Source organism: Kitasatospora sp. UYEF31 (assembly GCF_057291755.1).
In genome coordinates this window covers 15707-40597 of sequence record NZ_JBXAWK010000048.1, presented here as the reverse complement: position 1 = coordinate 40597, position 24891 = coordinate 15707, and the positions used below count along the sequence as shown (strand labels likewise).

The following is a 24891-nucleotide window of genomic DNA, read 5'->3' as shown; positions in this document are numbered from 1 at the left end:
AACTACGCTGTGGGCCCTTAGCCGGTCACGCTTCCGGCGGCGGGTGGCGCAGGGGGGCGCATTCCGTAGGGACGGCGGGACAGCGGGATGACGGGAACCTGGATCCGTGGCACCGGGGGGCCACGGACGGGCCCGGCTCCGGACGATCGGAAGGACCTTGAGGGTGAGCAGCGAGCAGGACCACGGGGACATCGAAGCGACGGGCCAGGAGGAGGAAGAAGAATGGTCCGGGCCTGACTTCACCATGCCGTCGTGGTACCACGAGACGCCCGGCGCTCCGGGCTCCGGGGGCACGGGGCCTGGCGGTGCGGGACACGACGGCGCGGGACACGACGGCGCGGGGCCCGGTAATGCGGGCTCCGGCAATGCGGCGTCCGGCGGCGTGGGCTCTGGTGACGGATTGTCCGGCAACAGCGTCTCCGGCTACGCGTTGTCCGGCAATGGAGAACCCGACGGTTCGGAGGCTTCGGGACCAGGGGCTGGCGGCGCGGCGGCCCAGGGTTCAGGACCTGACGGTACGGAACGCCCCGGTGGCCCCGGCCCTGCGGACCGGCTTGCGGACAGACCTTCGCGACCGCCGGCTTCCGGGATCACGCCGGAGGCCGCCGACCAGTACCTGTCGGGCGGCTACCCGGCGGGCGGGACTGACCAGAGTGGCCCGCAGGAGTCCGCGGGTTGGTCCACGCTTGCGGACGGTTCCTTCCCGGTGCCGTCGAACACTCCCGGCGCCGGCACGGCTGCCATGCCCGAGGCCTGGTCCCACGACCCGTCGCAGCCTCCGCACGCGGCACCCGGTGCCGTCTCGCACCACGACGGCAGCCTGCACGGACACTGGGGCGAGGTCGCTGGGAACTCCGGTCTGCCCGAGCCGGACTCCGCGGAGGAAGCCGGGATGTTCCGGCTACCGCCGTACACGACCGACGGTCACGGAGTGGTTTTCGCTTCGGGGTTCGACGTTGAGGTGGCCGGGCAGCGGGCCGTCGGGGACGACGGGTCCGGGTCGGCCGGTGCACTGGTTGAGGTGCCGGACCACGGACCGGGTCAGGTTCCGGTTTCAGGTCAGGTTCAGGGCCAGGGCCAGGGCCAGGGACCGGGACCGGGTCACGTTCCGGTTTCAGGTCAGGTTCCGGACCAGGGCCAGGGCGGAGCATCAGAGCTGGATCAGGGCCAGGCTCCGATGCCGGTGCCCACTCCGGTTCCGGGCGAAGTTTCGGCTTTGGTTTCCGGACAGGTGCCCGCTCCGGATCCGACTTCGGATCAGGCGCGGGTTCCGGCCCCGGCCGCTGAGAACCAGGCGTACGACGGTTCCGGAGTTGCTGTCTCCAGCGACGCCTCCCCCGCCCCGTACTTCTCCGGAGCGGACGCCCCGGTCCACGCCGCGCCGACGGTGAACGAGTCACCTGCCGGCATGGCTCCGGACGGGCACGGCCGCTCCGTGCAGCGTGCGGAATCCGCGCCCGGGGCCGATGGCGCTCTGCATCCCGCCGCCGGGGAGCAGTACCCGGCACAGCAGCCGGAGCAGCCCGCGGGGCACGGCACGGGGCAGCCCACGGGACAGTTTGTGGAGCACACGACCGGTCAGGTCACTGAGCAGGCGGCAGAGCAGTCCGACGACGCCCCGGCTCCAGACCTGACTCAGGCCCCTACCCCGGCCCCTACCCCGGCTCCAAGCCCGGCTCCAAGCCCGGCTCCAGACCTGGCTCAAGCCCCGGCCCCAGCTCTGAACCTGGCCCCGGTCCCGAACCCGGACCAGATCCCGAACCCGGACCAGATCCCCGTTCAGGCTTCGAATCGCGCCTCGGCGGACGACTCCCCCCTCCCGCCCCGTGCACAGCCACACGGGGCGGCCCACCAGCCCGTCAGTGATTGGCCGGTGCCGACGGAGGGTGCCCCGCCGCGGCCGTCCGTCCCCCCACGGCCGAGCACTCCGACGGCTTCCCCGGGCAGCGACGTCCGGACGTGGATGCAGCAGACCTTCGGCGCACAGGGCCCGGACGGTTTCGCTTCCCCGACACCCATGTACAACGCGGGCGGCGGCCAGCCGCCGGGGTACCCCGCCTATCCGGCCGCGCAGCAGCCCGGTCAACAGCCCGCGCAGCCTCCGTACCCGCAGGCGCCCCAGGAGGTGTCGGCTGCCACACCGCCCCCGGTGCCGCCGTTCGGGACTCCGGCCGCAGGACTGGAGGCCCAGCAGCCCGTGCCGTACCCGCCCTCCCAGAACCCGTACCCGGGTGCCCATCCCGGCCAGTACCCCGCGCCGGGTGTGTCCGGGAACGCGTCCGGGAGTGCCGGGCAGGGCCAGCAGTTCCAGTCCGGCCAGCCGCAGGCGCCGTACGGGGCACAGATCCCTTATCCTCCGCAGGGTCATGTCCCTCAGGACCACGCTGGGGCGGGCCACGGCCCGGAGAGCCACAATCCGCAGGGGCAGGCTTCCCAGTACCAGGTGCCGGACCCGCGCTCCCCGCAGGCCGCACCCGGCAACGCCCCGGACTCCGCCGCCGTTCCTTCCGCAGCCCGGCAGACCCCCGGCGACGGTCTGCCCGGGGCTGTCCAGCAGCATCCGACCCCGCCGGGCTACCCGGTCGTCCAGCCTCCCCCGCCGCAGGGTCCGCCCGCACAGCAGGCTCCTCCGGCCCCGGGCCGAGCGGCCCGGCAGCCGGACGGGGCCCTGCCTCCGGCGTACCAGCCCCCTCCTGGCCCGCCCAACCAGGCGGCACAGCCCGAGACCGCCCAGCACCAGGATCCGCAGCACCAGGCCCCACAGCACGGGGCCCCGCGCAGTCCGGCGCCCCAGAACCAGGACCGGCACGACCAGCCGCCGTACGGCGCCCCATACGACTCCGCGTACAACCCGGGCCAGCACTCCGCCGCGCCGCCCGCGTACACCCAGCAGCCCCACACGCCCGTCTCCGGCAGTCAGTCGTCCGCGCCGACCTCCTGGGGTCCGGGCGCGAACGAGACCCCGCAGCGGACCGTCGGCGGCGCGCCGCTGGGTTACACCGCCGCAGTGGAACTGACCTCTGACCGCCTGCTGCGGCAGAAACCCCAGAGCAAGCGCACGGGGCCGCGGTTCAAGCTCGGGGGGAAGGCCGCCGAGGCCAAGCGCCAGGAGCGCCTTGAGCGCATTCGTACGCCCGTCATGGGGTGCTACCGGATCGCGGTGATCAGTCTCAAGGGCGGCGTGGGCAAGACCACGACCACCACCGCGCTCGGGTCCACGCTGGCCACCGAGCGCCAGGACCGGGTCATCGCGATCGACGCGAACCCGGACGCCGGAACACTCGGCCGCCGGGTGAAGCGGGAGACCGGGGCCACGATCCGCGACCTGGTGACCGCCATGCCGCACCTGCACAGCTACATGGACATCCGCCGGTTCACCTCACAGGCGTCCAGTGGTCTGGAGATCCTCGCCAACGACGTGGACCCCGCTGTGTCGACCACGTTCAACGACGCTGACTACCGGCAGGTGATCGACGTCCTGGGCAAGCAGTACCCGATCGTCCTCACCGACTCCGGCACGGGTCTGCTCTACAGCGCGATGCGCGGGGTCCTGGACCTGGCGCACCAGCTGATCGTCGTCTCGACACCGAGCGTGGACGGGGCGACCAGCGCCTCGACCACGCTGGACTGGCTCGTCGCCCACGGCTACGCGGACCTGGTCCAGCGCAGTATCACGGTCATCTCCGGGGTGCGCGAGACCGGCAAGACGGTCAAGACCGAGGACATCGTGGCGCACTTCGAGACCCGCTGCCGCGCGGTGGTCGTGGTGCCGTTCGACGAGCACCTGGCCGCCGGCGCCGAGGTCGACCTCGACATGATGAAGCCGAAGACGCGCGAGTCGTACTACGAGCTGTCCTCGCTGGTCGCCGAGGACTTCGGGCGCACCCAGGGGGCGCAGATGCCATGGGATCAGCCGGGTGCCCAGCAGTCGTACGGACATCAGCAGCCGAGGGCCCAGCAGCCCTACGGACAGCAGTCGGCGTACGGGCAGCAGCAGACCCCGGGTCAGGGCCCGTACGGGCAGCAGCAGATCCCGGGTCAGGGCCCGTACGGCCAGCAGGGCCAACAGCAAGGCTGGGGACAGCAGTCCGGCACGGGGCAGCCCTGGGGTAGTCCCGCACCGCAGAATCCGGCACCGCAGAACCAGTCGCCGCAGAACCAGTCCCCGCAGAACCCCGCGCACCAGACCCCCGCCCCCCAGGGCCACCAGCAGCAGCCCGCAGCGCCCCCCGGGCAGCCCTGGGGGCCCCCTGCGGGGCAGCCGTACCAGACACCCGGCCAGGGCTGGCCGCAGCAACAGCAGCCCCAGCAGCCACGCCCCCCGCAGGACCAGGGTCAGCACCAGCCCCCGGACCAGACCCCGGACCAGGGCCGGGACCAGGGCCGGGACCACCGGCCCGGACAGTCCTGGCCCCAATACCCGCCGCAATCCGGGAACCAGTCGGGGAATCAGTCCAGCGACCAGTCCGGAACCTGAACGGAGCTGCCCCAGAGTCAGCCCCGGAGCCTGAACGGAGCTGCCCCGGACCCGCTGGCCCGGGGCGTCACAGCAACAAAGCCCCCTACCGCCCGTAACAAGGCGGTAGGGGGCTTTTCAGCGGTCCCACATCCAGCTGTCCCACACCCGGCGGTGACCCCGTACAGGAGCGCCCGAAGTTCAGGCCTCGTCGGCGGTGGCCGCGTCGTCCGCGTCCACCAGCTCACGCGCGGTCTTCACATCCACCGCCATGCGTTCGAGCAGCGCCCCGATGGTCTCGAACTTCTCCATGCCGCGCAGGTAGGCCAGGAACTCCACCGCGGCGTGCATCCCGTACAGGTCGAGGTCGGTCCGGTCGATCGCGTACGCCTCGACGGTCCGCTCGGTGCCGTCGAAGGTGGGGTTGGTGCCCACCGAGATGCCCGCGGGCATCCGCTCCCCGTCGATGACCAGCCAGCCGGCGTACACGCCGTCCGCGGGGATCGCCGTGTACGGCAGGGTCTCCACGTTGGCGGTGGGGTAGCCCATCTCCCGGCCGCGCTGGGCCCCGCGGACGACGACGCCTTCGACCCGGTGCGGGCGGCCGAGGATCTCGCGGGCGCCGACCACGTCGCCCGCGGCGACCCTGGCCCGTACCTCCGTGGACGAGTACACGGTGTCCCCTTCGCCGTACAGTTCCGGCTCCACCACGGTGAAGTCGTAGTTGGTGCCGAGTGCGGTGAGCAGTTGCACGTCACCGGAGGCGCGGTGCCCGAAGCGGAAACTGCGGCCCTCGACGACGACGGCCGCGCGCAGTGCGTCGACCAGCACTCTGGTGACGAACTCCAGCGCGGACAGGCGGGAGAACTCCAGCGTGAACGGCAGGACGAGCAGCGCGTCCACGCCGAATGCTTCGAGGAGTCCGGCCCGTCGGTGGTGCGGGGTCAGCATGGGCGGGTGGCTGCCGGGGCGGACGACCTCGCTGGGGTGCGGGTCGAAGGTCACCAGTACGGATTTCAGGCCGCGGTCGCGGGCGATGTCCACCGCGGTGGCGATGACCCGCTGGTGCCCTTGGTGCACCCCGTCGAACGAACCGATGGTGACGACGGTGCGCCCCCAGTCGGAGGGGACGTCCTCCAAGCCCCGCCAGCGCTGCACCGTGACCGCTCCTGCTTGTGTTCGGGATCCTCTTGCGACGTTCGCAGGACTAAGACTGCCATGCGCCGCGGTCCGGGCTTGATCGGGTGTCCCGCCGACGGCCCCGTGCGCTGCGGCACGGGGCCTGGCATCCGCCCCGTACGCCACCGCACGGAACTGAGCGTCAGATCCGTACGCGCCACCACACGGAGCCGGACGTCAGCCCTGTACGCCGTGGCACGGAGGCCCCGGTAGCACCTCCGCGCACCACAGCACGGGGCCCGCGCCAGCCCCACGTGCGGCCGGCGGGATAACGCGTACAACTGCTCCTACACGAACACCGCGATCGGCTGGGCCCGCCCGTCCTTGTTCTCCACCAGGGCGAGGAACCGGCCGTCCGGGTCGAACACGCCGACCGGCCCGGGGCCCTGTCCGTCAGCTTTGAGGCGTCCGCCGTGTGCGACCGACCCGGCCTCTTCGGCGGTGACGTCGCGGCGGGGGAAGGCCGCCGCGACGGCTTCGGAGATCGGCAGGATCGGGCAGACCCCGTCGGCCTCCTTGGCGGCTTCGAGCTGTCCGAGCGTCTGAGCGCCAATGACGTCGTAGGGACCGACCCGGGTACGGCGCAGTGCGGTGAGGTGTCCGCCGACCCCGAGGTCCGCGCCGAGGTCACGGGCCAGGGCCCGGATGTACGTGCCGGAAGAGCAGGTCACGGTGGCGTCGATGTCGACAAAGCCACCTTCGACTTGCCGTACGTCGTGCACGTCGAACTGCGAGACCGTCACGGGGCGCGCCGGGATCTCGACGTCCTCGCCGTCCCGGACACGCTTGTACGACCGCTCCCCGTTGATCTTGATGGCTGAGACCTTGGACGGCGACTGCATGATGTCGCCGGTCAGTTTCGCGACGCCCGCGTCGATCGCCTCGCGGGTGACCGCCGAGGCGTCAGCCGTGGTGGTCACCTCCCCCTCGGCGTCGTCGGTGATGGTGTTCTGGCCGAGCCGGATGGTCGTCTCGTACGTCTTCGTGGTCAGCGCGAGGTGTCCGAGCAGCCGGGTGGCCTTCTCCACACCGATCACCAGGACGCCGGTGGCCATCGGGTCCAGGGTGCCCGCGTGGCCGACCTTGCGGGTGCCGGCGATGCGCCGCATCCGGCTGACGACGTCGTGCGAGGTCATCCCGGCGGGCTTGTCGACGATGACGAGACCGTCGGGCGGGGTCGGGCCGGCGTTGCGTCGCGGCTTGCTCATGCGTACAAAACCTTCAGTCGTTCTTGATGAGCGCACTGTCGAGCAGTGCGCGGAAGTCTTCGACGGTCTCCTCGACCGTGCCGTGCGCGGTGAACCCGGCGGCGTACAAGTGTCCGCCGCCGCCCATCGCCCCGCACACCTGTCCGAGGTCGACCAGGCCCTTGGAACGGGACGAGGCGCACCATTCGCCCTCGTCGTCCTCCTTGAGCACCAGGGCCACTTCGGCTTCGGAGCTCTTGCGCACCTGGTCGATGATGCCTTCGACCTCGTCGAGCGCTACACCGTGGGCCGCCCGGTCGGCCCGACGGACGACGGTCCAGACCAGGCCGAGGCCGCCGGCCGCCGTACGGTCGAGTTGTGCGGCGCCGAGCGCCGCCGCCAGGACCTTCAGGTAGCCGAAGGACGCGGTGTCCCACAGTGCCCGGGAGATCAGGTCGTGCCGGATGCCGGTGGCCAGGAGCCGGGACGCGAACAGGTGGGTCCGCGCGGTGGTCCCGGTGTACTTGAACGACCCGGTGTCGGTGGTCAGGCCCGTGTACAGCGCGGTGGCGATGTCAGCCGTCAGCTCACCGCCGAGGCGGCGGATCAGTTCGTCCGCGAGCACCGCCGTGGCCGGAGCCGCCGGGTCGATCAGGTGGTGGGTGCCGAACCTGGTGTTCGAAGCGTGGTGGTCGACCACGACGAGCGTACGGGCCGCAGCCGCCTTCGCCTGCAGCAGTCCGAGCCGCTGCGCGCTGGCCGCGTCGAACACCAGCATGAGGTCGGGGGCCTGCGGCACGTCGGTGGGCGGCACCAGGAGGTCCTGTCCGGGCAGGAACCCGAGCGAGACCGGCACCGTGAGCGGGTCGTCCCCGAAAGAGACGAATGCCGTACGGCCGAGCTGCCGCAACGCGATTCCCACGGCGAGCGCGGAACCCAGCGCGTCCCCGTCGGGGCTCACATGTGCGATCAGGTAGACGGTCTCGGCCGCTTCGACAAGACCCACGACCTCGCCCCAGGCGTCCTCGCCCGGGGCACCGGGCGGGGCTGCCCGGCCGTCTCCGGCTGCTGTGGCTGTGGCTGTGGCTGTGCTGACCGTGGTGGGCTCGAACGCCCCGCCGGACTGTGTGCCCACTGCCGCTCCGTCCCTGAGAGCCGACCCGCGTCGCTGCCGTACGCGACCGGGCGGTGGCCTGACCCGCCCCGCCGCGGGGCGGCCGCCGCCCGGGGCTTCCGGACGGCCGCCGTCACGACGGGGACTTCAAGCCCTCAGCCGACGTCGTCGCCTTCTTCGTCGGCCTTGGGCGTCTTGTACGCGTCTTCACCACCGGCGTACTGGGCACCGGCGGCGGTAGAGCGTACCGCTTCATCGGCCTGCTGTGCCCGGAGCAGCAGATCGTCGATGTGCCGCACGTTGTCCTGCACGAAGTCGGCGATGAACACCAGGGTGGGCGTGAACTTCACACCCGTCTGGCGTCCGACCTCGCTGCGCAGGACGCCCTTGGCGCTCTCCAGCGCCGCTGCGCTCGCCTCGCGGTCCGCGTCGTCGCCGAGGACCGTGTAGAACACGGTGGCGTCACGCAGGTCGCCGGTCACCTTGGCGCCGGTGACGGTCACGAAGCCGAGCCTCGGGTCCTTGACCCGGCGCTCCAGCGTCTCGGCGACCACGACCTGGATGCGCTCGGCCAGTTTGCGCGCCCGCGCGTTGTCCACCATGGGGTCCTCCTGGGATATCGCTGGTTTTGTGCCTGTGTGCAGGCTGCGCGGTCGTCCGTGCGTTCGTACTGGTTGTACAAGCCGTCGCACGGGCCGCGCAAAGGGGAATCAGTGCAAAAGGGGATCAGTCTTCGTCGCCGTACACCCGGCGATGTGTGCTGAGCAGTTCGAGTTCGGGCCTTCCGGCCACCGCCCGTTCGCATACGTCGAGTACCTCGGCGCAGCGCTGCTCGGTCGCGGAGACCACCGCGATCCCGATGAGGGAGCGGCGGTGGAGGTCCTGGTGGTCCACTTCGGCGACGGCGACCGCGTTGCGGCGCTGCAGATCCGCGAGGATCGGCCGGAGCAGTGAACGCTTCTCTTTCAGCGAGTGCACGTCGCCGAAGAGGAGGTCGAGAGTCAGAGTCCCGACGAACATTGGCATCGCGGGCTGGGCGCCCGATGGCCATGAGGGCGGCTGGTGGGCCGCCACTGGGGGGTCCGACGCACAGGTTGTGTGCCGGTGTTGTCCGGTTGTCCTCCGTACGGCGTCTTCTTTTCCTTCGTGACGCCGGCGTCGGAAACCGTCAGCCGATCGTACGGGTGTACGCCGTTCGGCACGGCCCGCTTACGCGGGCCGGGATGAACCGGGTCAGCCGAACGAGCCGGTTGGTTGAACGGGCGTGACCGCCCGGCGGGAAACCCGCCGGGCGGTCACGTCATCGTCCGGGATTACTGCGGTCAGGCGCGGGCCTTCTCGCGGATCTCGAACGTCTCGAGCTTGTCCTCGACCTTGATGTCGTTGAACGAGCCGAGGTTGATACCGCACTCGAAGCCCTCGCGGACCTCGGTCGCGTCGTCCTTCTCACGGCGCAGACCCTCGATGTTGAGGTTGTCCGCCACCACTGCGCCACCACGGATGATGCGCGCCTTGGTGTTCCGCTTGATGGTGCCGCTGGTGACCATGCAACCCGCGATGTTGCCGAGCTTGGACGAGCGGAAGACCGCGCGGATCTCCGCCGTACCGAGCTGGACTTCTTCGAACTCGGGCTTGAGCATGCCCTTGAGCGCTGCTTCGATCTCTTCGATCGCCTGGTAGATGACCGAGTAGTACCGGACATCCACGCCTTCGCGGTCGGCCAGCGTGCGGGCCCGTCCTTCGGGGCGCACGTTGAAGCCGATGATGATCGCGTCGGACGCCATCGCCAGGTTGACGTTGGTCTCGGTGACAGCACCGACACCGCGGTCGACGATGCGCAGTTCGACCTCGTCGCCGACGTCGAGCTGGAGGAGCGCGTCCTCCAGGGCCTCGACGGAACCGGAGACGTCACCCTTGAGGATGAGGTTGAGCTGCTGGAGCTGACCGTCCTTGAGGGCCTTGTCCAGGTCCTCGAGCGAGATGCGCTTCTGGCGGCGGGCCAGGGCTGCGTTGCGCTCGCGGGCGGCGCGCTTCTCGGCGATCTGACGCGCGGTGCGTTCCTCGTCGACGACGAGGAAGTTGTCACCGGCGCCGGGCACCGTGGTGAGACCGAGCAGCATGACCGGGCGGGACGGGTCCGCCTCGGTGATGTTGTTGCCGTTCTCGTCCAGCATGGCGCGGACTCGTCCGTAGGACTCGCCGACCACGATGGCGTCGCCGATGTGCAGCGTGCCGCGCTGGACCAGGACGGTCGCGATCGGACCGCGCCCCTTGTCGAGGTGCGCCTCGATGGCGATGCCCTCGGCGTGCTGGTGCGGGTTGGCGTACAGCTCGAGTGCCGCATCGGCCGTGAGGATGACGGCTTCGAGCAGCTGCTCGATGCCGAGACCCTGCTTGGCGGAGATGTCGACGAACATCGTGTCGCCGCCGTACTCCTCAGCCACGAGACCGTATTCGGTGAGCTGACCGCGGACCTTCGTCGCGTCGGCGCCCTCCTTGTCGATCTTGTTGACCGCGACCACGATCGGCACGCCGGCCGCCTGCGCGTGGTTGAGCGCCTCGATCGTCTGCGGCTTGACACCGTCGTCCGCCGCCACCACGAGGATCGCGATGTCGGTGGACTTGGCACCACGTGCACGCATGGCGGTGAACGCCTCGTGACCGGGTGTGTCGATGAGCGTGATGCGACGCTCTTCGCCGTTGACGTCCGTGGTGACCTGGTACGCACCGATGTGCTGGGTGATGCCGCCGGCTTCACCCTCGATGACGTTGGTCTTGCGGATCGCGTCGAGGAGACGGGTCTTACCGTGGTCGACGTGACCCATGACGGTGACGACCGGCGGCCGGGCCACCATCTCGTCCTCGTCGCCCTCGTTCTCGCCCCACTCGAGGTCGAAGGACGCGAGCAGGTCGCGGTCCTCCTCCTCCGGGCTGACGATCTGGATCTCCCAGTCGAGCTCGGTACCGAGCTCGCGCAGTTCCTCGTCGGACGCCGACTGCGTGGCAGTGAGCATCTTGCCGAGGTGGAACATCACGGTCACCAGCGAGGCCGGGATCGCGTTGATCTTGTCGGCGAAGTCGGTGAGCGAAGCGCCGCGCGACAGGCGGACGATCTGTCCGTTGCCGTGCGGAACGTTCACGCCGCCGATTGCCGGGGCCTGCATGTTGTCGAACTCTTGACGACGCTGGCGCTTCGACTTGCGAGCGCGGCCCGGACGTCCGCCCGGACGACCGAACGCACCCTGCGTGCCACCGCGCGCACCGGGGCGACCGCCACCGGGGCGACCGGCGAAGCCGCCGGGACGCGGACCGCCGCCACCGCCGCCACCGGGACCGGCCGGACGGCCGGCGAAGCCGCCGCCGCCACTACCGGGACGACCGGCACCGGCACCGCCGCCGGGACGACCCGCGCCGCCACCGGCACCGCCGGGACGACCGGGGCCACCCGGACGCGCGCCGGGGCCACCACGGCCACCGGTCGCCGCCGGACGGTTGGGCATCATGCCCGGGTTGGGACGGGGACCGCCCGCACCCGCGCCGCCACCCGGACGGGGAGGCATGCTGCCGGGGGCCGGACGGGGACCGCCGGCGCCGGCGCCCGCACCCTGGGGGCGCGGAGCACCGGGACCGCCGGGGCCCGAAGGACGCGGGGCACCGGGACGCGGGGCGCCGCCGGGGCCCGCCGCGGCACCGCCGGGGCGCGGGGCGCCACGGTCGGGACCACCCGGACGGGGCATGCCCGTGCTGCCTGAGGTGAAGGGGTTGTTGCCCGGACGCGGGCCGGCCGGACGGGCCGGACGGTCACCGGCGGGACGCGGTGCGCCCTGACCGGGGCCGCCCGCGCGGGCCGGACGGTCGCCACCCGGCGCGGGGCGGTCGCCCTGCGCCGGACGGGCCGGACGGTCACCGGCGGGACGCGGTGCGCCGGGCGCGGGGCGGTCGCCCTGCGCCGGACGGGCCGGACGCTCGCCGCCGGGGCGCGGAGCGCCCTGGCCGGGGGCACCCGGACGGACCGGGCGGTCACCGGTCGGACGCGCGGCCGGAGCCGGACGCTCGGCGGGGGCGGCCGGAGCCTGCGCCACCGGGGCCGGTGCTGCCTGGGCCTGCACGACCGGGGCCACGGGGGCCACCGGTGCCGCCGGAGCCGGCTTGGCCGGACCCGGACGCGGACCGGGCTTGACCGACGGACGGGCTGCTGCCGGTCCGGGGGTCGGCCGCGGGCCGGCCGCGGGGGCGGTGGTCGCCGCACCCGTGGTGTCGCCACCCGCTGCGGGCGCCGCCGGAGCAGCGGGCCGTGCGGCGGGGGCACGGCGGGCGCCTGCGGCCCCGCCGTCCTGCTTGAAGGCGTCTGAAAGCTTGCGGACTACCGGCGCCTCGATAGTCGAGGACGCCGAGCGGACGAATTCGCCCAACTCGGTGAGCTTGGCCATGACGACCTTGCTCTCCACTCCGAACTCTTTTGCGAGTTCGTAAACCCGGACCTTTGCCACGTCACTCCTGTCTGGTCCGGGGTTTTCTTCGTCCGCCGGACCGCCGTTACCACATATTCGTACTCATCGCGTACTCATCGAGTGCTCATCGCAATCTCGACCTACTTCCGACTCGCGAGGTACTGCTGGGCTTTCTTTTCCATACCTTGATCTTCTCGATCGTCACCACTGAGGTACTTGTGCACCTGTGCCAGGTCCAGCGGCCCCGGCACCCGTAGCGCCCTGGGGAATGCCTTACGGCGCTCCGCCAGGGTCAGGCACGCCGGGTCGGGGTGCAGATGCGCACCCCGCCCGGGAGACATGCCGTTCGGATCGGGGACACAAGCTCCCTCGACCGCCACGACACGCAGTAGATCGGCCTTGGCCGTGCGCGCTCTGCACCCGACGCAGGTGCGGACCGGACCCTTGACCGGGTCCTGCGCTTCACCTGAAGTTGGGCATGCGGAGGCATGCGATCGACCAGACACCGGGTAAGTCTAGCGCCCCTTGTCCGGGCGCGGTTCCGCCGAAGGCCCGGTGGACCCGCCCGCCTGTTCGACATCCGGGCGGATGTCGATGCGCCAGCCGGTCAGCCTGGCCGCGAGACGGGCGTTCTGCCCTTCCTTGCCGATGGCCAGGGAGAGCTGGTAGTCCGGAACGGTCACCCGGGCCGACTTCGCGGCCAGGTCGACGATCTCCACCTTGGTCACCCGCGCCGGGGACAGCGCGTTGGCGACCAGCTTCGCCGGGTCGTCCGACCAGTCGACGATGTCGATCTTCTCTTCGCCCAGCTCGGCCATGACCGCGCGGACCCGCTGGCCCACCGGGCCGATGCACGCGCCCTTGGCGTTCAGACCGTGCCGGTTGGACGCCACCGCGATCTTCGAACGGTGTCCGGCCTCACGGGCGATGGCGACGATCTCCACCGAACCGTCGGCGATCTCCGGGACCTCCAGGGCGAACAGCTTGCGCACCAGGTTCGGGTGCGTACGCGACAGAGTGATCTGCGGGCCCTTGGGACCACGGCGCACCTGGACGACGTACGTGCGGATGCGCATGCCGTGCTTGTACTTCTCGCCCGGCACCTGCTCCTGCGTCGGCAGCATCGCCTCGATCTTGCCCAAGTCCACCAGCACGTTGCGGGCGTCACGGCCCTGCTGCACCACACCGGTGACGATGTCGCCCTCGTGCCCGGCGTACTCGCCGAACATCGCCTCGTCCTCGGCGTCCCGCAGCCGCTGCAGGATGACCTGCTTGGCGGTGGTCGCCGCGATGCGCCCGAAGTCGTCCGGGGTGTCGTCGAACTCGTCGATCTTCTTGTTGTCGTCGTCGAGTTCCGCGGCCCACACGGTCACGTGCCCCGTGGTGCGGTCCAGCTCGACCCGCGCCCGCGTGTGGTGGTGCGGAGTGTGCTGGTAGGCGCTGAGCAGCGCCGACTCGATGGCCTCGACCAGCAGGTCGAACTTGATTTCCTTCTCGCGCTCAAGGCCGCGGAGGGCGCTCATGTCGATGTCCATGCTTTACGCCTCCTCGGCCTTCGCGATGTCCTGCGCGGTGGTCTGCGCGGTGGTCTGCGCGGTGGTCTGCGCAGCGGTCTTGCCGGTGGTCTCGTGGATCTCGGTAATCTCGGATTCCTCATCGGTCACCGCGTCCGCGCCCTCGTCGGCGGGATCAGCGGGATCTTCAAGCTCGTCGTCTTCGTCGTGCCCGTCGGGTTCGCCGTACTCGTCGTCGTCTTCTTCTTCGTCGCCGTCGAGTCCGTCGTGTTCATCGAAACCGTCGGGTTCGTCGCCCTTACGGTTGAACTCCACCTGTACTGCGGCCCTGGCGATGTCGGCGTACGGGAACTCCTGGACTTTGGTCCTGGGCTTCATGCCCTTCTTCGGGGCGGGCCCCTCGACCTCAAGGCGTACGGTCTCCTCGCCGGCCTCGATGACCCGGCCCGTGACCGCGGCACCCGTCCGCAGCTGCGCCTCGACCAGGCGTCCCTCCGCACGGCGCCAGTGGCGCGGGGCGGTCAGCGAGCGGTCGACACCCGGGGTGCCGACCTCCAGGGTGTACGGCTCCGGGCCCATCACGTCGGAGTCCTCAAGCGCGTCCGCCACGGCGCGGCTGACCTTCGCCACCGCGTCCATGTCCACGCCGCCGTCGGCGTCCAGGACCACCCGGAGCATTCCGCGCCTGCCGACCCAGCTGACCTCCACGTCCTCCAGGTCGAGGCCGAGCTCCCGGGTCAGGGGCTCCAGCAACTCCCGCAGCCGGTCCTTCTGGGTGGTGCTCATCCGGGTGACTCCTCGGCCGCGTGTGCTGTTGTCGGTGGTTCAGTCAGTGGTTCAGGTGGCACTTCAGTCAGTGCTTCAGCCGGCGCTTCAAGGGAACGGGGCCCGGCTGGGCCGGGCCGCCTCCTCGTGCCGTGCGGGGCGACTGACCGCGCCCCTCGACTCCCCGCGGCTCGAACGATGTACGACACGCGGAAACGTCAAGGATATCCCGACTGTCGGACCGGTCGCAGCACAGCACCGCGGCGGCGCTGAGGAGGTGCCGCGGCCGTGCCGCGGCGCCGCTGCGGATAAGGGCCCCGCGCCCGGCATGCGGTAGCGTCCCTGCGGGTCCCCGATACCCGGTGGACCTATGCACAGACGACCCGGTTGCCCTGGTTCCTCCAGTTCCATCGTGCCGGGTCCACGGTCAGGTGGTGGGAGCGATACGCATGCGCGAGGCGTTCGAAGCGGCGCACGGGCGTCGCCGGCCCGGCCCGGATCTCCAGCGGGCCTCCGCCCCCGGGCGCCGTGCGGTCCTGGGCGGGGCCCTCGCGCTCCTGGCTCTGGGAGCCGCCGGCTGCACCGGCGACGACGGCCCCGGCCCCGCCCAGCGCAAGCAGGACGACACAGCCCGCGGCCGCGCCGTCCAAGCCGTGACGGCGCTGAAGGCGCAGTACGGAGCCACCGCCGCGGCGCACACCGCGCTCGGCGCCCGGATCGCACCCTTGACGGCTGAACTCGACCAGCACCTGACCGCCCTGTCCGACAGTGCCTCCGCTCCGCCCGTCCCCTCCGGGGGCCCCGGGCCTCCCCCGCCGGTGCCGACGTCGGCCGCCGAGGCGGCCAAGGCCCTGGTCGACGCGGCACAGCGGTCCGCCGAGGAGCGCACCGTGGACCTGGTCGGGGCCACCGCCGGCACCGCCCGGCTGCTCGCTTCGATCGCCGCCTCGCACGCCGCCCAGGCGTATCTCCTCCGGAGTCCCTCATGACCAGCGCAGGACCTACCCCGTCCGGTAAGCCGACGCCGCTGGTGGCGGCGCTGGCCCAGGCGCTGGAGGCTGAGCACGCCGCGGTCTACGGCTACGGCGTGGTCGGCGCGAAGTCCACCGGGCAGGCCCGTACGGACGCGCGGACCGCCTACGACGCGCACCGGGCCCGGCGCGACGGGCTCGCCCGGCTGGTCAAGGGGCAGGGCGCGGAACCGGCGGCGGGGGCCGCCGCGTACGGACTGCCGTTCCCGGTGGAGAGCGCGCAGGACGCCGCCCGGCTCGCGGTGCACCTGGAGGACGGGGTGGCCGCGACCCAGACGGACCTGGTCCGGGCCGCCTCCGGCGACCTGCGCGGCAACGCCGCCCGCTGGCTCCAGGAGACGGCCGTACGGGCCGCGCGCTGGCGCGGAGCCGGTACCGCGTTCCCCGGCCTGCCCGAACGGGTACCCGGAGCTGTCCCATCCGCTTCATCTGCTTCATCCGCACCTGGGGGGAAGACACCGTGACGGTCACTTCGATAGCCATCCCCGAGCGCCTGGCCCGTACGACGGTCCGCTGGTGCGGCCAGCAGGCCGCCGCCCCGTGGCTGGCGACCCTGCCGCAGTTGGCCGCCGACTGCATCGAGCGCTGGGGCCTGACAGTGGAACGCCCCGTACTGCCCGGCGGGGCGATCAGCCTCACCCTGCTGGTCCGCCGGGCCGACGGCACCGCCGCCACCCTGAAGCTGGGTTTTTTGGACCGCTACACGTCGCACGAGGCCGACGCGCTGGCGATATGGGACGGGCACGGGGCCGTACGGCTCCTGGAGTCCGACGCCCCGCGCGGGGCCATGCTCCTGGAGCGGCTGCAGCCGGAGGTGTCGCTGCGCTCGCTCGCCGAGGACAAGGCGATGCTGGAGGCCGCCGGGGTGCTGCGCCACCTGTGGGTGGATCCCCCCGCCGACTGCGCGATAGACCTGGTCGCGGACCGGGCGGACCGGTGGGCCGAATCGATTCCGCAGCGGTTCGCCGCGCTCGGCGCCCCGTGCGACCGGGCGCTGGTGGACGAAGCAGTCGCGCTGTGCACGCAGTTGGCGGCCGACCAGCCTGAGACGGTCGTCCTGCACTCCGACTGCCACCACGGCAACGTACTGGCCGCCGAGCGGTCCAAGTGGCTGGCCATCGACCCTCGCCCCATGCTCGGGGAACGGGCCTTCGACCTGGGTGTCCTGGTCCGCGACCGGCTGGACACGGTGGTGGCCGAGACCCGGCCCCAGGCAGTGGTCCGCCGCCGGACGGCCTATCTGGCCGACGCTCTGGAACTGGACGCCGAGCGGGTCCGCGGCTGGGCGCTGGTCCAGGCCCTGGCGCTGGGCCTGTGGTGCCTGTCGGTGGGCGACAAGGCCGGCGAGGACCTGATCGCTGTGGCTGACTGGCTGCGCTGACTTGGCAGGGCTTGGCGGCCGGGCATACCGGGCCGGGCATACCGGGCCGGATCGGCTGGTCGCACCGGCTGACGAACGCTCAGTCAGCCTTCCAGGAACGGCAGGGTCGCCCCCATGACGGTGTACGGGCGGTCGTTGCCCGGGAACAGTACCGGGGCGGCGAGATCGTCGAAGCCCAGGCGGTAGTACAGCGACCGGGCAGGAGTGTCCTCGTCCAGCGCGGACAAAAGCACCCGGTCCTGGCCCTGGCCGCGGCACAACAGACGGATCAGCGTGCTGCCGATTCCGTGCTTCTGCCACTGCGGCAGCACATGCAGCTCCCCGACGACGAAGGAGTCCTCCAGCCAGGACCCGTACCTGCGGCGGACCAAGTAGGGCTGGATGACAAGACTCCACCACTGGTCTTTGAGGTTGGGATAGCCGTACGCGAAGCCGACCAGGCGCCCCGCCGGTGAGAAGGCACCCAACGCCCGGGCCCCGGGGAAGTCCGCGTGCCGGCGCACTATCCGTGCCCGGACCGGGAGTTCGTCTTCGAACAGTCCGAAAGCCTGGGCCTGGACCGCGACCACTTCGTCCGTGTGTCCGGCGAGGTCGATCGCGCGGCAGGTCCACTGCTCCTGATTGTGGCTCCGGCTCCGGGCCCGCCCGTTTCCGGCTCCGGTCCCCGGCCCACTCCCGGGTTCGCCCCACCCACTTCCGGGCCTGCTCCCAAGCTCCATGATCGTCACGGTACCGCGTGCGGACGTCTGCGGATCGAACATGGCAGCGGGGACGCGCGGTCGGGCCGCGCGGTGCTGGCTGCGGGCGCTGGAACAGTTCCCGGGCGGACGCCGGGACGGGCATCAGGTTTTGGACACAGGGGATCCGCCGCACAGCGGGCACGTGACGCCAGGTGGGGGCTCCGTGCCCTGCGGCACGGGGCCTGTCGGCGCCCCGTGCCGCACTCCGCGGTGTGCCGGGCCGGGCCACGGGCCACGGGCCACGGGCCACACGACAGGGTGTTCCGGGCCGGGCCGGGCCACGGGCCACGGGCCACGGGCCACGGGCCACGGGCCACGGGCCACACGACAGGGTGTTCCGGGCCGGGCAACGCTGCACGGAGCCGCAACCCGCCCGGTACGGAGCGTCAGAACAGCACACTCATGAAAGTCCCCACCTCGCGGAACCCCACCCTGCGGTACGCCGCGCGGGCCGGCAGGTTGTAGCTGTTGACATACAGGGTCACCGTCGGGGCGATCTCGCGCAGCGCGTACGCGACGACCGCGGCCATGCCTGTCTCCGAAAGCCCCTGCCCACGCCGTTCCGGAGCCACCCAGACCCCCTGCACCTGGCACGCGTAGGGGGTGACCGCGCCGACTTCGGCTTTGAAGACCACCCTGCCCTGTTCGATCCGGGCGAAGGCCCGCCGGGCGTGCACGAGTTCGCTGACCCGGGCCCGGTACATCGCCCCGCCGTCGCCGGCCAGGGGGGAGATCCCGACCTCTTCGATGAACATCGCCACGGAGGCCGGCATCAGGGTGTCGATCTCACCGGGTGTCACGCGGCGGACGAGCGGGTCAGGTTCGACGTCGGACGGCAGTCGGGAAGTCGTCATGAGCGGCTGTGCGGGCCGTACGTCGCGGGCGGGGCCCCACACCGGTTCGAGGAGCTCCCACAGTCCCGCGGCGGCCGGCGCGGGGCCGACGATCGAGGAACAGCGGCGTCCCGCGCGGCGGGCCCGGTCGGCGAACGAGCGCACGGCACCGGGCCCGGCCTCAACCGGCACCAGGTTCGCTCCGGCGTAGCAGAGGGAGGTCAGCTCACCGTCCGCGTAGTAGCCCCAGATCTCACCGCCCAGGAGGCCGGGGTCGAGGCCCGCCCGGTGCACACGTGATGCCACGAACACGTTCGTGACCGGATCGCGGTCGAGCACCGCGTGGACTGCGGGCAGGTCGGTCACGTCGAGGACCTTGGTGGTTACCGGGCTCAGCACGGGTCTAGCGTGCCATCCGCACTGTCAGCCGACCAGAGCGCGTCCCCCGTCCGGGCCCGGGGCGGGCAGCGCGGGGCAGGAGGCATCGGCTCCGGGGAGGCCGGTTCCCGTCGGCTCGGCACGGGGCAGCTCCGCCCCGGGCTGCTCGGCACGGGGCAGCTCCGCCCCGGGCTGCTCGGCACGGGGCAGCTCCGCCCCGGGCTGCTCGGCACGGGGCAGCTCCGCCCCGGGGAGAGTGCCGTCCACCAGGTAGCCGGTCCCCTGGTCGTCGACGCACGGGCCGCCGCGCAGGTACTGCCCGTGGTTTCCGCTCCCGGTCACGGTGAGCAGCCGGGAGGACGGCAGAGCGCGGTGCATGCTCAACGCACCGGCATACGGGGTCGCGGGGTCCTGCGTTCCGGAGATGATCAGGATCGCCGGAAGCCCCGTACCAGTGATTTTCACCGGTTCCTCATGGTTTGTCTGGAGATACAGACAAGCACCGGCGGAGGCGATGGTGGAACCCAGGTAGCCGTAGGCCGCCTTGAGCCGCCGCCCGTCGGCGGCGAACACCTCCGGGTCAGCCGGGGACGGGGCGTCCGCACAGGTCACGGACTGGAACACCGATTCGAAGTTGACGTCGTCAGCAGAGGGCGCGCCGTCCAGGGCGCGCACCGGGCCGGCGTCGCCACGCTGGTGGTAGGCGGACACGGAAGCGGCCAACGCGGGCCACTGGCGGTCGCTGTACAGGTGGGAGACGGTCGACAGGTCGAACTCCGTGCCGCCGAAGTCCCCGGCGTCGGGGTGGGCGGCCAGCGCCTCGCGGGCGGCGTCCCAGGACCGCAGCACCCTCCCGGCCGTGTTCCCGAGGTGGTAGCGGTCGTCGTGCCCGGCCGTCCACCGTGCCCAGGCCTGCCAGCGCTCGTGGAAGGCCGGGGCCTGGAGCAGCCCCGTGCCGTACCAGACGAGGGCGGGGTCCACCGCCCCGTCCAGGAGCATCCGGTCGACACGTCGGGGGAACAGTTGTCCGTACACCGCGCCCAGGTAGGTGCCGTACGAGTAGCCGAGGTAAGTGATCTTCTGTTCGCCGAGCGCGGCCCGCACCCGGTCGAGGTCACGGGCGATGTTCCGGGTGGTCAGGTGTGGGAGCAGCGCCGCACCGTCGCGGAGGCAGCCGTCGGCGAGCACTTTCGCGGCGTCAGTCATGGCCCGCATCCCGGGCTGGTCCAGGCGTGCGGTGTCCGGCTTCAGCTGGGAGAAGGTCTTCAGGTCGAGGCAGTCCAGGCGGGTGCTGGTGCCCCGGCCCCGCAGGTCGAAGCCGATGACGTCGTACGCGCGGCGCACCGTGGCCGGCAACTGCCCGGCGAACCTTCCGGCGAGCCCCACCCCAGGGGCTCCGGGGCCGCCGAAGTTGACCACGAGGATGCCGCGGCGTTCCCCGGCCGTGCCGGTGGCCGCGGTCTTCGAGACACCGATCCGGATGCCGGGCCCGTCGGGACGGGCGTAGTCCAGCGGGGCTGTGACGCTGCCGCACCGCTCCCCCGTGCCGTGCGGCACGGGGCAGTCGCTCCACGTGATCGCGGGGGCCGTCGTCGGCGCCGTGCGGGCAGGCGTTCCCGCAGCACGGGGCAGCGACGGCGCCTGAGCGGTGGTCGCCACGACGGCGAGGGCGGCGACAACCGCTGTGGTCATGCGTCTCATCGGGCAGGCCCCCTGGTGCGCGGTGTGGCGGCCGGTTCGTGGGGCCGCTCCGGGGCCGATGATTCCGGCCCCGTGCCGCCCCGCACGGGGCCGACGTGCACGGGTCACCCGGATGGCAGCACGCAGAACCCCCGCACGGCGGACCGTGCGGGGGTTTTCGTACGTCTGTACGCAGATTCTGCCGGGTTGTCGGCCACCAGCCGATCTACTACCGGCCGACTACTACTCGGAGACCTCGACGAACGGTTCACCGGAGATGACCCCGTCGGCCTGCATCTGCTCGGCGATCTTCAGCGCCTCTTCGATCAGCGTCTCCACGATCTTCGACTCGGGGACGGTCTTGATGATCTCGCCCTTGACGAAGATCTGGCCTTTGCCATTGCCCGACGCCACACCCAGGTCGGCCTCACGGGCCTCCCCGGGCCCGTTGACGACGCAGCCCATGACGGCGACGCGCAACGGCACCTTGAGGCCGTCCAAGCCCGCGCTGACCTGCTCAGCGAGCTTGTACACGTCCACCTGGGCGCGACCGCACGACGGGCAGGAGACGATCTCCAGGCCACGCTTGCGCAGCCCGAGTGACTCCAGGATCTGGTTGCCGACCTTGATCTCCTCGACCGGCGGGGCGGAGAGCGAGACCCTGATGGTGTCGCCGATGCCCTGGGAGAGCAGTGCGCCGAAGGCCACAGCGGACTTGATGGTGCCCTGGAAGGTCGGTCCGGCCTCGGTGACACCCAGGTGCAGGGGGTAGTCGCAGCGTTCGGCCAGCAGGCGGTACGCCTCGATCATCACAACCGGGTCGTTGTGCTTCACCGAGATCTTGATGTCCCGGAAGTCGTGCTCTTCGAACAAGGAGCACTCCCACAGTGCCGACTCGACCAACGCCTCAGGCGTGGCCTTGCCGTACTTCTCCAGGAGGCGTTTGTCGAGCGACCCGGCGTTGACGCCGATGCGGATCGGGGTGCCCGCCGCGGACGCCCGTTTGGCGATGAGGCCGACCTGGTCGTCGAACTGGCGGATGTTGCCCGGGTTCACCCGGACGGCCGCGCAGCCCGCGTCGATGGCCGCGAACACGTACTTCGGCTGGAAGTGGATGTCCGCGATCACGGGGATCTGGGACTTCTTCGCAATCGTCGCCAGCGCGTCGGCGTCGTCCTGGGTCGGCACGGCGACCCGCACGATCTGGCAGCCCGACGCAGTCAGTTCGGCGATCTGCTGCAGGGTGGCGTTGATGTCGGAAGTAACAGTCGTAGTCATCGACTGCACCGACACCGGGGCGTCTCCGCCCACGGGTACGTTGCCGACCATGATCTGGCGTGACTTGCGTCGCGGCGCAATCGGCCGGTTCGGTACGGAGGGCATCCCGAGCTGGATCGCGGTCATCTTCGGCTTCAGTCCCGTGGGGTCGGTGTTATCGGTGGTGATGTTCGCCAACGCTACGCCACCTGGTCTCTTTCCAGGGAATCAGTGGTGGCCGTACGCACGTCTGTGGCAGGACTGCGACAGCACCGCTATGTCAGTTTGACCGGGTTGACCACGTCGGCGATCAGTACGAGCACGGTGAACGCCACGAACACCGCGGCGACCACGTACGCGACGGGCATCAGCTTGGCCACGTCGAACGGGCCCGGGTCGGGCCGGCGGAACAACCTGGCCGCCTTGCGACGCAGGGACTCCCACAGCGCGCCGACCACGTGTCCGCCGTCGAGGGGCAGCAGCGGCAGCATGTTGAACAGGAACAGGGAAAGGTTGATGCCGCCGAGGAGGGTCACCATGGTGGCGAGTTTGTTGCTGGCGGGCATGTCGTACGAGAAGACCTCACCGCCGACCCTCGCCGCCCCGACCATGCCGACGGGTGAGTCCTTGTCCCGCTCGTCACCCTGGAAGGCCGCACCCCACAGGGCGGGGACCTTCTGCGGGATCTTGAGCAGACCGTCGATGCCCCGCTGGACGTATTCACCCATCTGGTCGAACGATCCGGCCAGACCCTGCTTTTCGATCTTGCCTGCCGGTCCGAAGCCCAGGAATCCGCTGGTGACGGTCTCGTTCTTGACCGCGTCGCCGAACTTGTCCAGCTTGGGGACCTTGTTCGCGGTCAGCACCGGGGTCAGCGTCAGCTGCTGCCCGTCGCGCTCAACGACGATGGTCGCCGGGCCGATCGTCTTGCGGATCATCTTCTGCAGCGGCTCGTACGATGTGACTTTTTGACCGTTGAAGGAAAGGATCTTGTCCCCGGGCTTGAGTCCGGCGGCTTTGGCCGGGCTCGGCTTGGCGTCCGCGGGGCAGACCTCGACTTTGGCGGAGACCGGCACGACACAGTCGGAGACCGTACTGACCGTGGTGGTGGTCTTGGGCACACCGAACGCCATGAAAACGGCGACGAACAACACCACCGCGAGGATCAGGTTCATCACCGGGCCGGCCAGCATGATGATCACACGCTGCCAGGGCTTGCGCGTGTAGAACATGCGCTTCTCGTCGCCGGGGCCGACTTCTTCGTACGACTGGGCGCGGGCGTCCTCGATCATCGAGCGCCACGGCGAGGTGGACCGGGCCTTGATCCGGCCGTCCTCGCCGGGCGGGAACATGCCGATCAGCCGGCAGTAGCCGCCGGCCGGGATCATCTTCAGGCCGTACTCGGTCTCGCCGATCCTCTTCGACCAGATGGTCCGGCCGAAGCCGACCATGTACTGCGGGATGCGGACGCCGAACAGCTTTCCGGCGGCCAGGTGCCCGGCCTCGTGCCAGGCGATGGAGAAGAGCAGTCCGACAACGAAGACAACGATGCCGAGCACCGTCATTAGGGCGTTCACGCGGCCGTCCCTCCAGCAATGATCTCGTCCGCCCGGCGACGGGCCCAGCTCTCCGCGTCCAGGACGTCCTCCAGGGTCAGGGCGGTTCCGCCGCGTACGTCGTGCTCTTCGAGAACACGTGCCACAGTGTCGACGATTCCAAGGAACGGCAGGTTCCCCGCGACGAAGGCGTCCACACACTGTTCGTTCGCGGCGTTGAGCACCGCGGGCGCCGTGCCGCCGAGGCGTCCGGCGTGCGCGGCCAGTTGTACGGCGGGGAAGGCCTCGTTGTCGAGCGGGAAGAACTCCCACACGGCCGGCTTCGTCCAGTCGTTGCCGGGGGCCGCGCCCGGAACGCGGTCCGGCCAGGACAGGCCGAGCGCGATCGGCAGCTTCATGTCGGGCGGCGACGCCTGGGCGAGGGTGGACCCGTCGATGAACTCGACCATCGAGTGCACGATCGACTGCGGGTGGACGACGACGTCGATCCGGTCGAACGGGATGTCGTACAGCAGGTGCGCCTCGATGACCTCAAGCCCCTTGTTGATCAAGGTGGCCGAGTTGATCGTGATCACCGGCCCCATGTCCCAGGTGGGGTGCGCGGCGGCCTGGGCGGGGGTGATGTCAGTCATCTGTCCACGCGTACGGCCGCGGAACGGACCGCCGGACGCCGTGACCACCAGTCGCCGGATCCGGTCGTAGCTGCCCGCGCGCATCGCCTGGAACAGCGCCGAGTGCTCGGAGTCGACCGGCACGATCTGCCCCGGACGGGCGATCTCCTTGACCAGGGGGCCGCCGACGATGAGCGATTCCTTGTTGGCCAGCGCGAGGGTGGTCCCCGCTGTGAGGGCGGCGAGGGTGGGCGCGAGCCCGATGGAGCCGGTGATCCCGTTGAGGACCACGTCGCAGTCGTACGAGGCCAGCTCGGTCGCCGCGTCCGGCCCCGCGAGGATCTTCGGGACCCGGTAGCCGCCTGTCGCGTAACCCCGCTTCTGCGCCTCGGCGTAGAAGGCCAGTTGCAGGTCCTGCGCGGCCGAGGCCTTCGCGACCGCGACGGTCTCCACCCCGAGGTCCAGGGCCTGCTTCGCGAGCAGGTCCACCCGGCCGCCGCCCGCGCTCAGCCCGGTGATCCTGAACAGGTCCGGGTTGGCGCGCACGACGTCGATCGTCTGGGTGCCGATCGAACCGGTGGAGCCGAGCAGGACGACGTCCCGCCGGTCCGGCTTGGCGTCGGGGTCGGCGAAAGGCGTGTACGGATCGGCGAGGGAGTCCATGACCCCATTCTGACCGTCGGCCCCGTGCCGCGGTGCACGGGGCGGCGCGCGACTCGCTGCGCCCAGCTCGCCCCGGAGCCCGGCGTCCGCGCCCC

Annotated in this window: 18 protein-coding genes and 1 pseudogene; 4 read left to right on the top strand and 15 right to left on the bottom strand. The window is 71.1% G+C overall.

The genetic code is table 11. The features are described 5' to 3' along the window. The first annotated feature begins 163 nt into the window (after positions 1–163). On the top strand, positions 164–4477 hold the full coding sequence (locus tag AC0Z36_RS21985; RefSeq protein WP_485464711.1) for a nucleotide-binding protein: 4314 nt from the start codon (positions 164–166) through the stop codon (positions 4475–4477). A gap of 180 nt (positions 4478–4657) precedes the next feature. Here the strand turns inward: AC0Z36_RS21985 and AC0Z36_RS21980 are convergent, their stop codons facing one another. From AC0Z36_RS21980 to rimP, 9 genes and pseudogenes are all read right to left on the bottom strand, one after another. Then, complete coding sequence (locus AC0Z36_RS21980; protein WP_485464710.1) at positions 4658–5614, bottom strand: bifunctional riboflavin kinase/FAD synthetase; 957 nt, start codon at positions 5612–5614, stop codon at positions 4658–4660. Between the two features lie 308 nt (positions 5615–5922). After that, positions 5923–6843 carry a tRNA pseudouridine(55) synthase TruB gene (gene truB / locus AC0Z36_RS21975; protein WP_485464709.1) on the bottom strand — a complete coding sequence of 307 codons (921 nt, stop codon included), beginning with the start codon at positions 6841–6843 and terminating at the stop codon, positions 5923–5925. A gap of 13 nt (positions 6844–6856) precedes the next feature. Next, on the bottom strand, positions 6857–7957 hold the full coding sequence (locus AC0Z36_RS21970) for a DHH family phosphoesterase (RefSeq protein ID WP_485464708.1): 1101 nt from the start codon (positions 7955–7957) through the stop codon (positions 6857–6859). 134 nt (positions 7958–8091) lie between these two features. Further along, positions 8092–8538, bottom strand: coding sequence for a 30S ribosome-binding factor RbfA (gene rbfA / locus AC0Z36_RS21965; protein ID WP_485464707.1), 447 nt, complete (start codon positions 8536–8538; stop codon positions 8092–8094). Positions 8539–8662: 124 nt separating this feature from the next. Continuing rightward, positions 8663–8956, bottom strand: coding sequence for a DUF503 domain-containing protein (locus AC0Z36_RS21960; RefSeq protein WP_485464724.1), 294 nt, complete (start codon positions 8954–8956; stop codon positions 8663–8665). Between the two features lie 302 nt (positions 8957–9258). Next, a complete protein-coding gene (gene infB / locus AC0Z36_RS21955; protein WP_485464706.1) occupies positions 9259–12426 on the bottom strand; it encodes a translation initiation factor IF-2 in 3168 nt (1055 codons plus the stop codon). 101 nt (positions 12427–12527) lie between these two features. After that, a complete protein-coding gene (locus AC0Z36_RS21950) occupies positions 12528–12893 on the bottom strand; it encodes a YlxR family protein (protein ID WP_485464705.1) in 366 nt (121 codons plus the stop codon). Between the two features lie 9 nt (positions 12894–12902). Then, a complete protein-coding gene (gene nusA / locus AC0Z36_RS21945) occupies positions 12903–13922 on the bottom strand; it encodes a transcription termination factor NusA (protein ID WP_485464704.1) in 1020 nt (339 codons plus the stop codon). 222 nt (positions 13923–14144) lie between these two features. Further along, positions 14145–14687 (bottom strand): annotated as a pseudogene (gene rimP, locus AC0Z36_RS21940) (ribosome maturation factor RimP); the annotation flags it as partial. A gap of 413 nt (positions 14688–15100) precedes the next feature. Between rimP and AC0Z36_RS21935 the strand changes: the two are divergent. Genes AC0Z36_RS21935 through AC0Z36_RS21925 form a run of 3 tightly spaced genes read left to right on the top strand, consistent with a single transcriptional unit; the run spans position 15101 to position 17078 of the window. Then, positions 15101–15655 carry a hypothetical protein gene (locus AC0Z36_RS21935; protein WP_485464703.1) on the top strand — a complete coding sequence of 185 codons (555 nt, stop codon included), beginning with the start codon at positions 15101–15103 and terminating at the stop codon, positions 15653–15655. After that, complete coding sequence (locus tag AC0Z36_RS21930; protein ID WP_485464702.1) at positions 15652–16161, top strand: ferritin-like domain-containing protein; 510 nt, start codon at positions 15652–15654, stop codon at positions 16159–16161. Before AC0Z36_RS21935 ends, AC0Z36_RS21930 begins: the two co-directional genes overlap by 4 nt. Further along, positions 16158–17078 carry an aminoglycoside phosphotransferase family protein gene (locus AC0Z36_RS21925; RefSeq protein WP_485464701.1) on the top strand — a complete coding sequence of 307 codons (921 nt, stop codon included), beginning with the start codon at positions 16158–16160 and terminating at the stop codon, positions 17076–17078. The genes AC0Z36_RS21930 and AC0Z36_RS21925 overlap by 4 nt, the downstream gene beginning before the upstream one ends. 83 nt (positions 17079–17161) lie before the next feature. On the opposite strand, the gene AC0Z36_RS21920 is transcribed toward AC0Z36_RS21925, so the two are convergent. The 6 genes from AC0Z36_RS21920 to dxr form a co-directional block, all read right to left on the bottom strand. Next, positions 17162–17797 carry a GNAT family N-acetyltransferase gene (locus AC0Z36_RS21920; protein WP_485464700.1) on the bottom strand — a complete coding sequence of 212 codons (636 nt, stop codon included), beginning with the start codon at positions 17795–17797 and terminating at the stop codon, positions 17162–17164. Positions 17798–18204: 407 nt separating this feature from the next. Further along, a complete protein-coding gene (locus AC0Z36_RS21915; RefSeq protein WP_485464699.1) occupies positions 18205–19050 on the bottom strand; it encodes a GNAT family N-acetyltransferase in 846 nt (281 codons plus the stop codon). A gap of 24 nt (positions 19051–19074) precedes the next feature. Next, entirely contained in the window at positions 19075–20721 is a 1647-nt protein-coding gene (locus AC0Z36_RS21910; protein WP_485464698.1) for an alpha/beta hydrolase, read from the bottom strand. 231 nt (positions 20722–20952) lie between these two features. Beyond that, complete coding sequence (ispG, locus tag AC0Z36_RS21905; protein ID WP_485464723.1) at positions 20953–22113, bottom strand: flavodoxin-dependent (E)-4-hydroxy-3-methylbut-2-enyl-diphosphate synthase; 1161 nt, start codon at positions 22111–22113, stop codon at positions 20953–20955. A gap of 128 nt (positions 22114–22241) precedes the next feature. Further along, positions 22242–23543 carry a M50 family metallopeptidase gene (locus tag AC0Z36_RS21900; RefSeq protein ID WP_485464697.1) on the bottom strand — a complete coding sequence of 434 codons (1302 nt, stop codon included), beginning with the start codon at positions 23541–23543 and terminating at the stop codon, positions 22242–22244. Continuing rightward, positions 23540–24796, bottom strand: a complete 1257-nt coding sequence (gene dxr, locus AC0Z36_RS21895; protein WP_485464696.1) for a 1-deoxy-D-xylulose-5-phosphate reductoisomerase — start codon at positions 24794–24796, stop codon at positions 23540–23542. The genes AC0Z36_RS21900 and dxr overlap by 4 nt, the downstream gene beginning before the upstream one ends. Between the last annotated feature and the right edge of the window lie 95 nt (positions 24797–24891).

Bases quoted from the DNA above. Each gene is read 5' to 3' on its own strand.
- nusA (WP_485464704.1), bottom strand. From the start codon at position 13,922: ATGGACATCGACATGAGCGCCCTCCGCGGCCTTGAGCGCGAGAAGGAA.
- AC0Z36_RS21960 (WP_485464724.1), bottom strand. From the start codon at position 8,956: ATGTTCGTCGGGACTCTGACTCTCGACCTCCTCTTCGGCGACGTGCAC.
- dxr (WP_485464696.1), bottom strand. From the start codon at position 24,796: ATGGACTCCCTCGCCGATCCGTACACGCCTTTCGCCGACCCCGACGCC.
- AC0Z36_RS21920 (WP_485464700.1), bottom strand. From the start codon at position 17,797: ATGGAGCTTGGGAGCAGGCCCGGAAGTGGGTGGGGCGAACCCGGGAGT.
- AC0Z36_RS21930 (WP_485464702.1), top strand. From the start codon at position 15,652: ATGACCAGCGCAGGACCTACCCCGTCCGGTAAGCCGACGCCGCTGGTG.
- ispG (WP_485464723.1), bottom strand. From the start codon at position 22,113: ATGACCGCGATCCAGCTCGGGATGCCCTCCGTACCGAACCGGCCGATT.
- AC0Z36_RS21910 (WP_485464698.1), bottom strand. From the start codon at position 20,721: ATGACCACAGCGGTTGTCGCCGCCCTCGCCGTCGTGGCGACCACCGCT.
- rbfA (WP_485464707.1), bottom strand. From the start codon at position 8,538: ATGGTGGACAACGCGCGGGCGCGCAAACTGGCCGAGCGCATCCAGGTC.
- truB (WP_485464709.1), bottom strand. From the start codon at position 6,843: ATGAGCAAGCCGCGACGCAACGCCGGCCCGACCCCGCCCGACGGTCTC.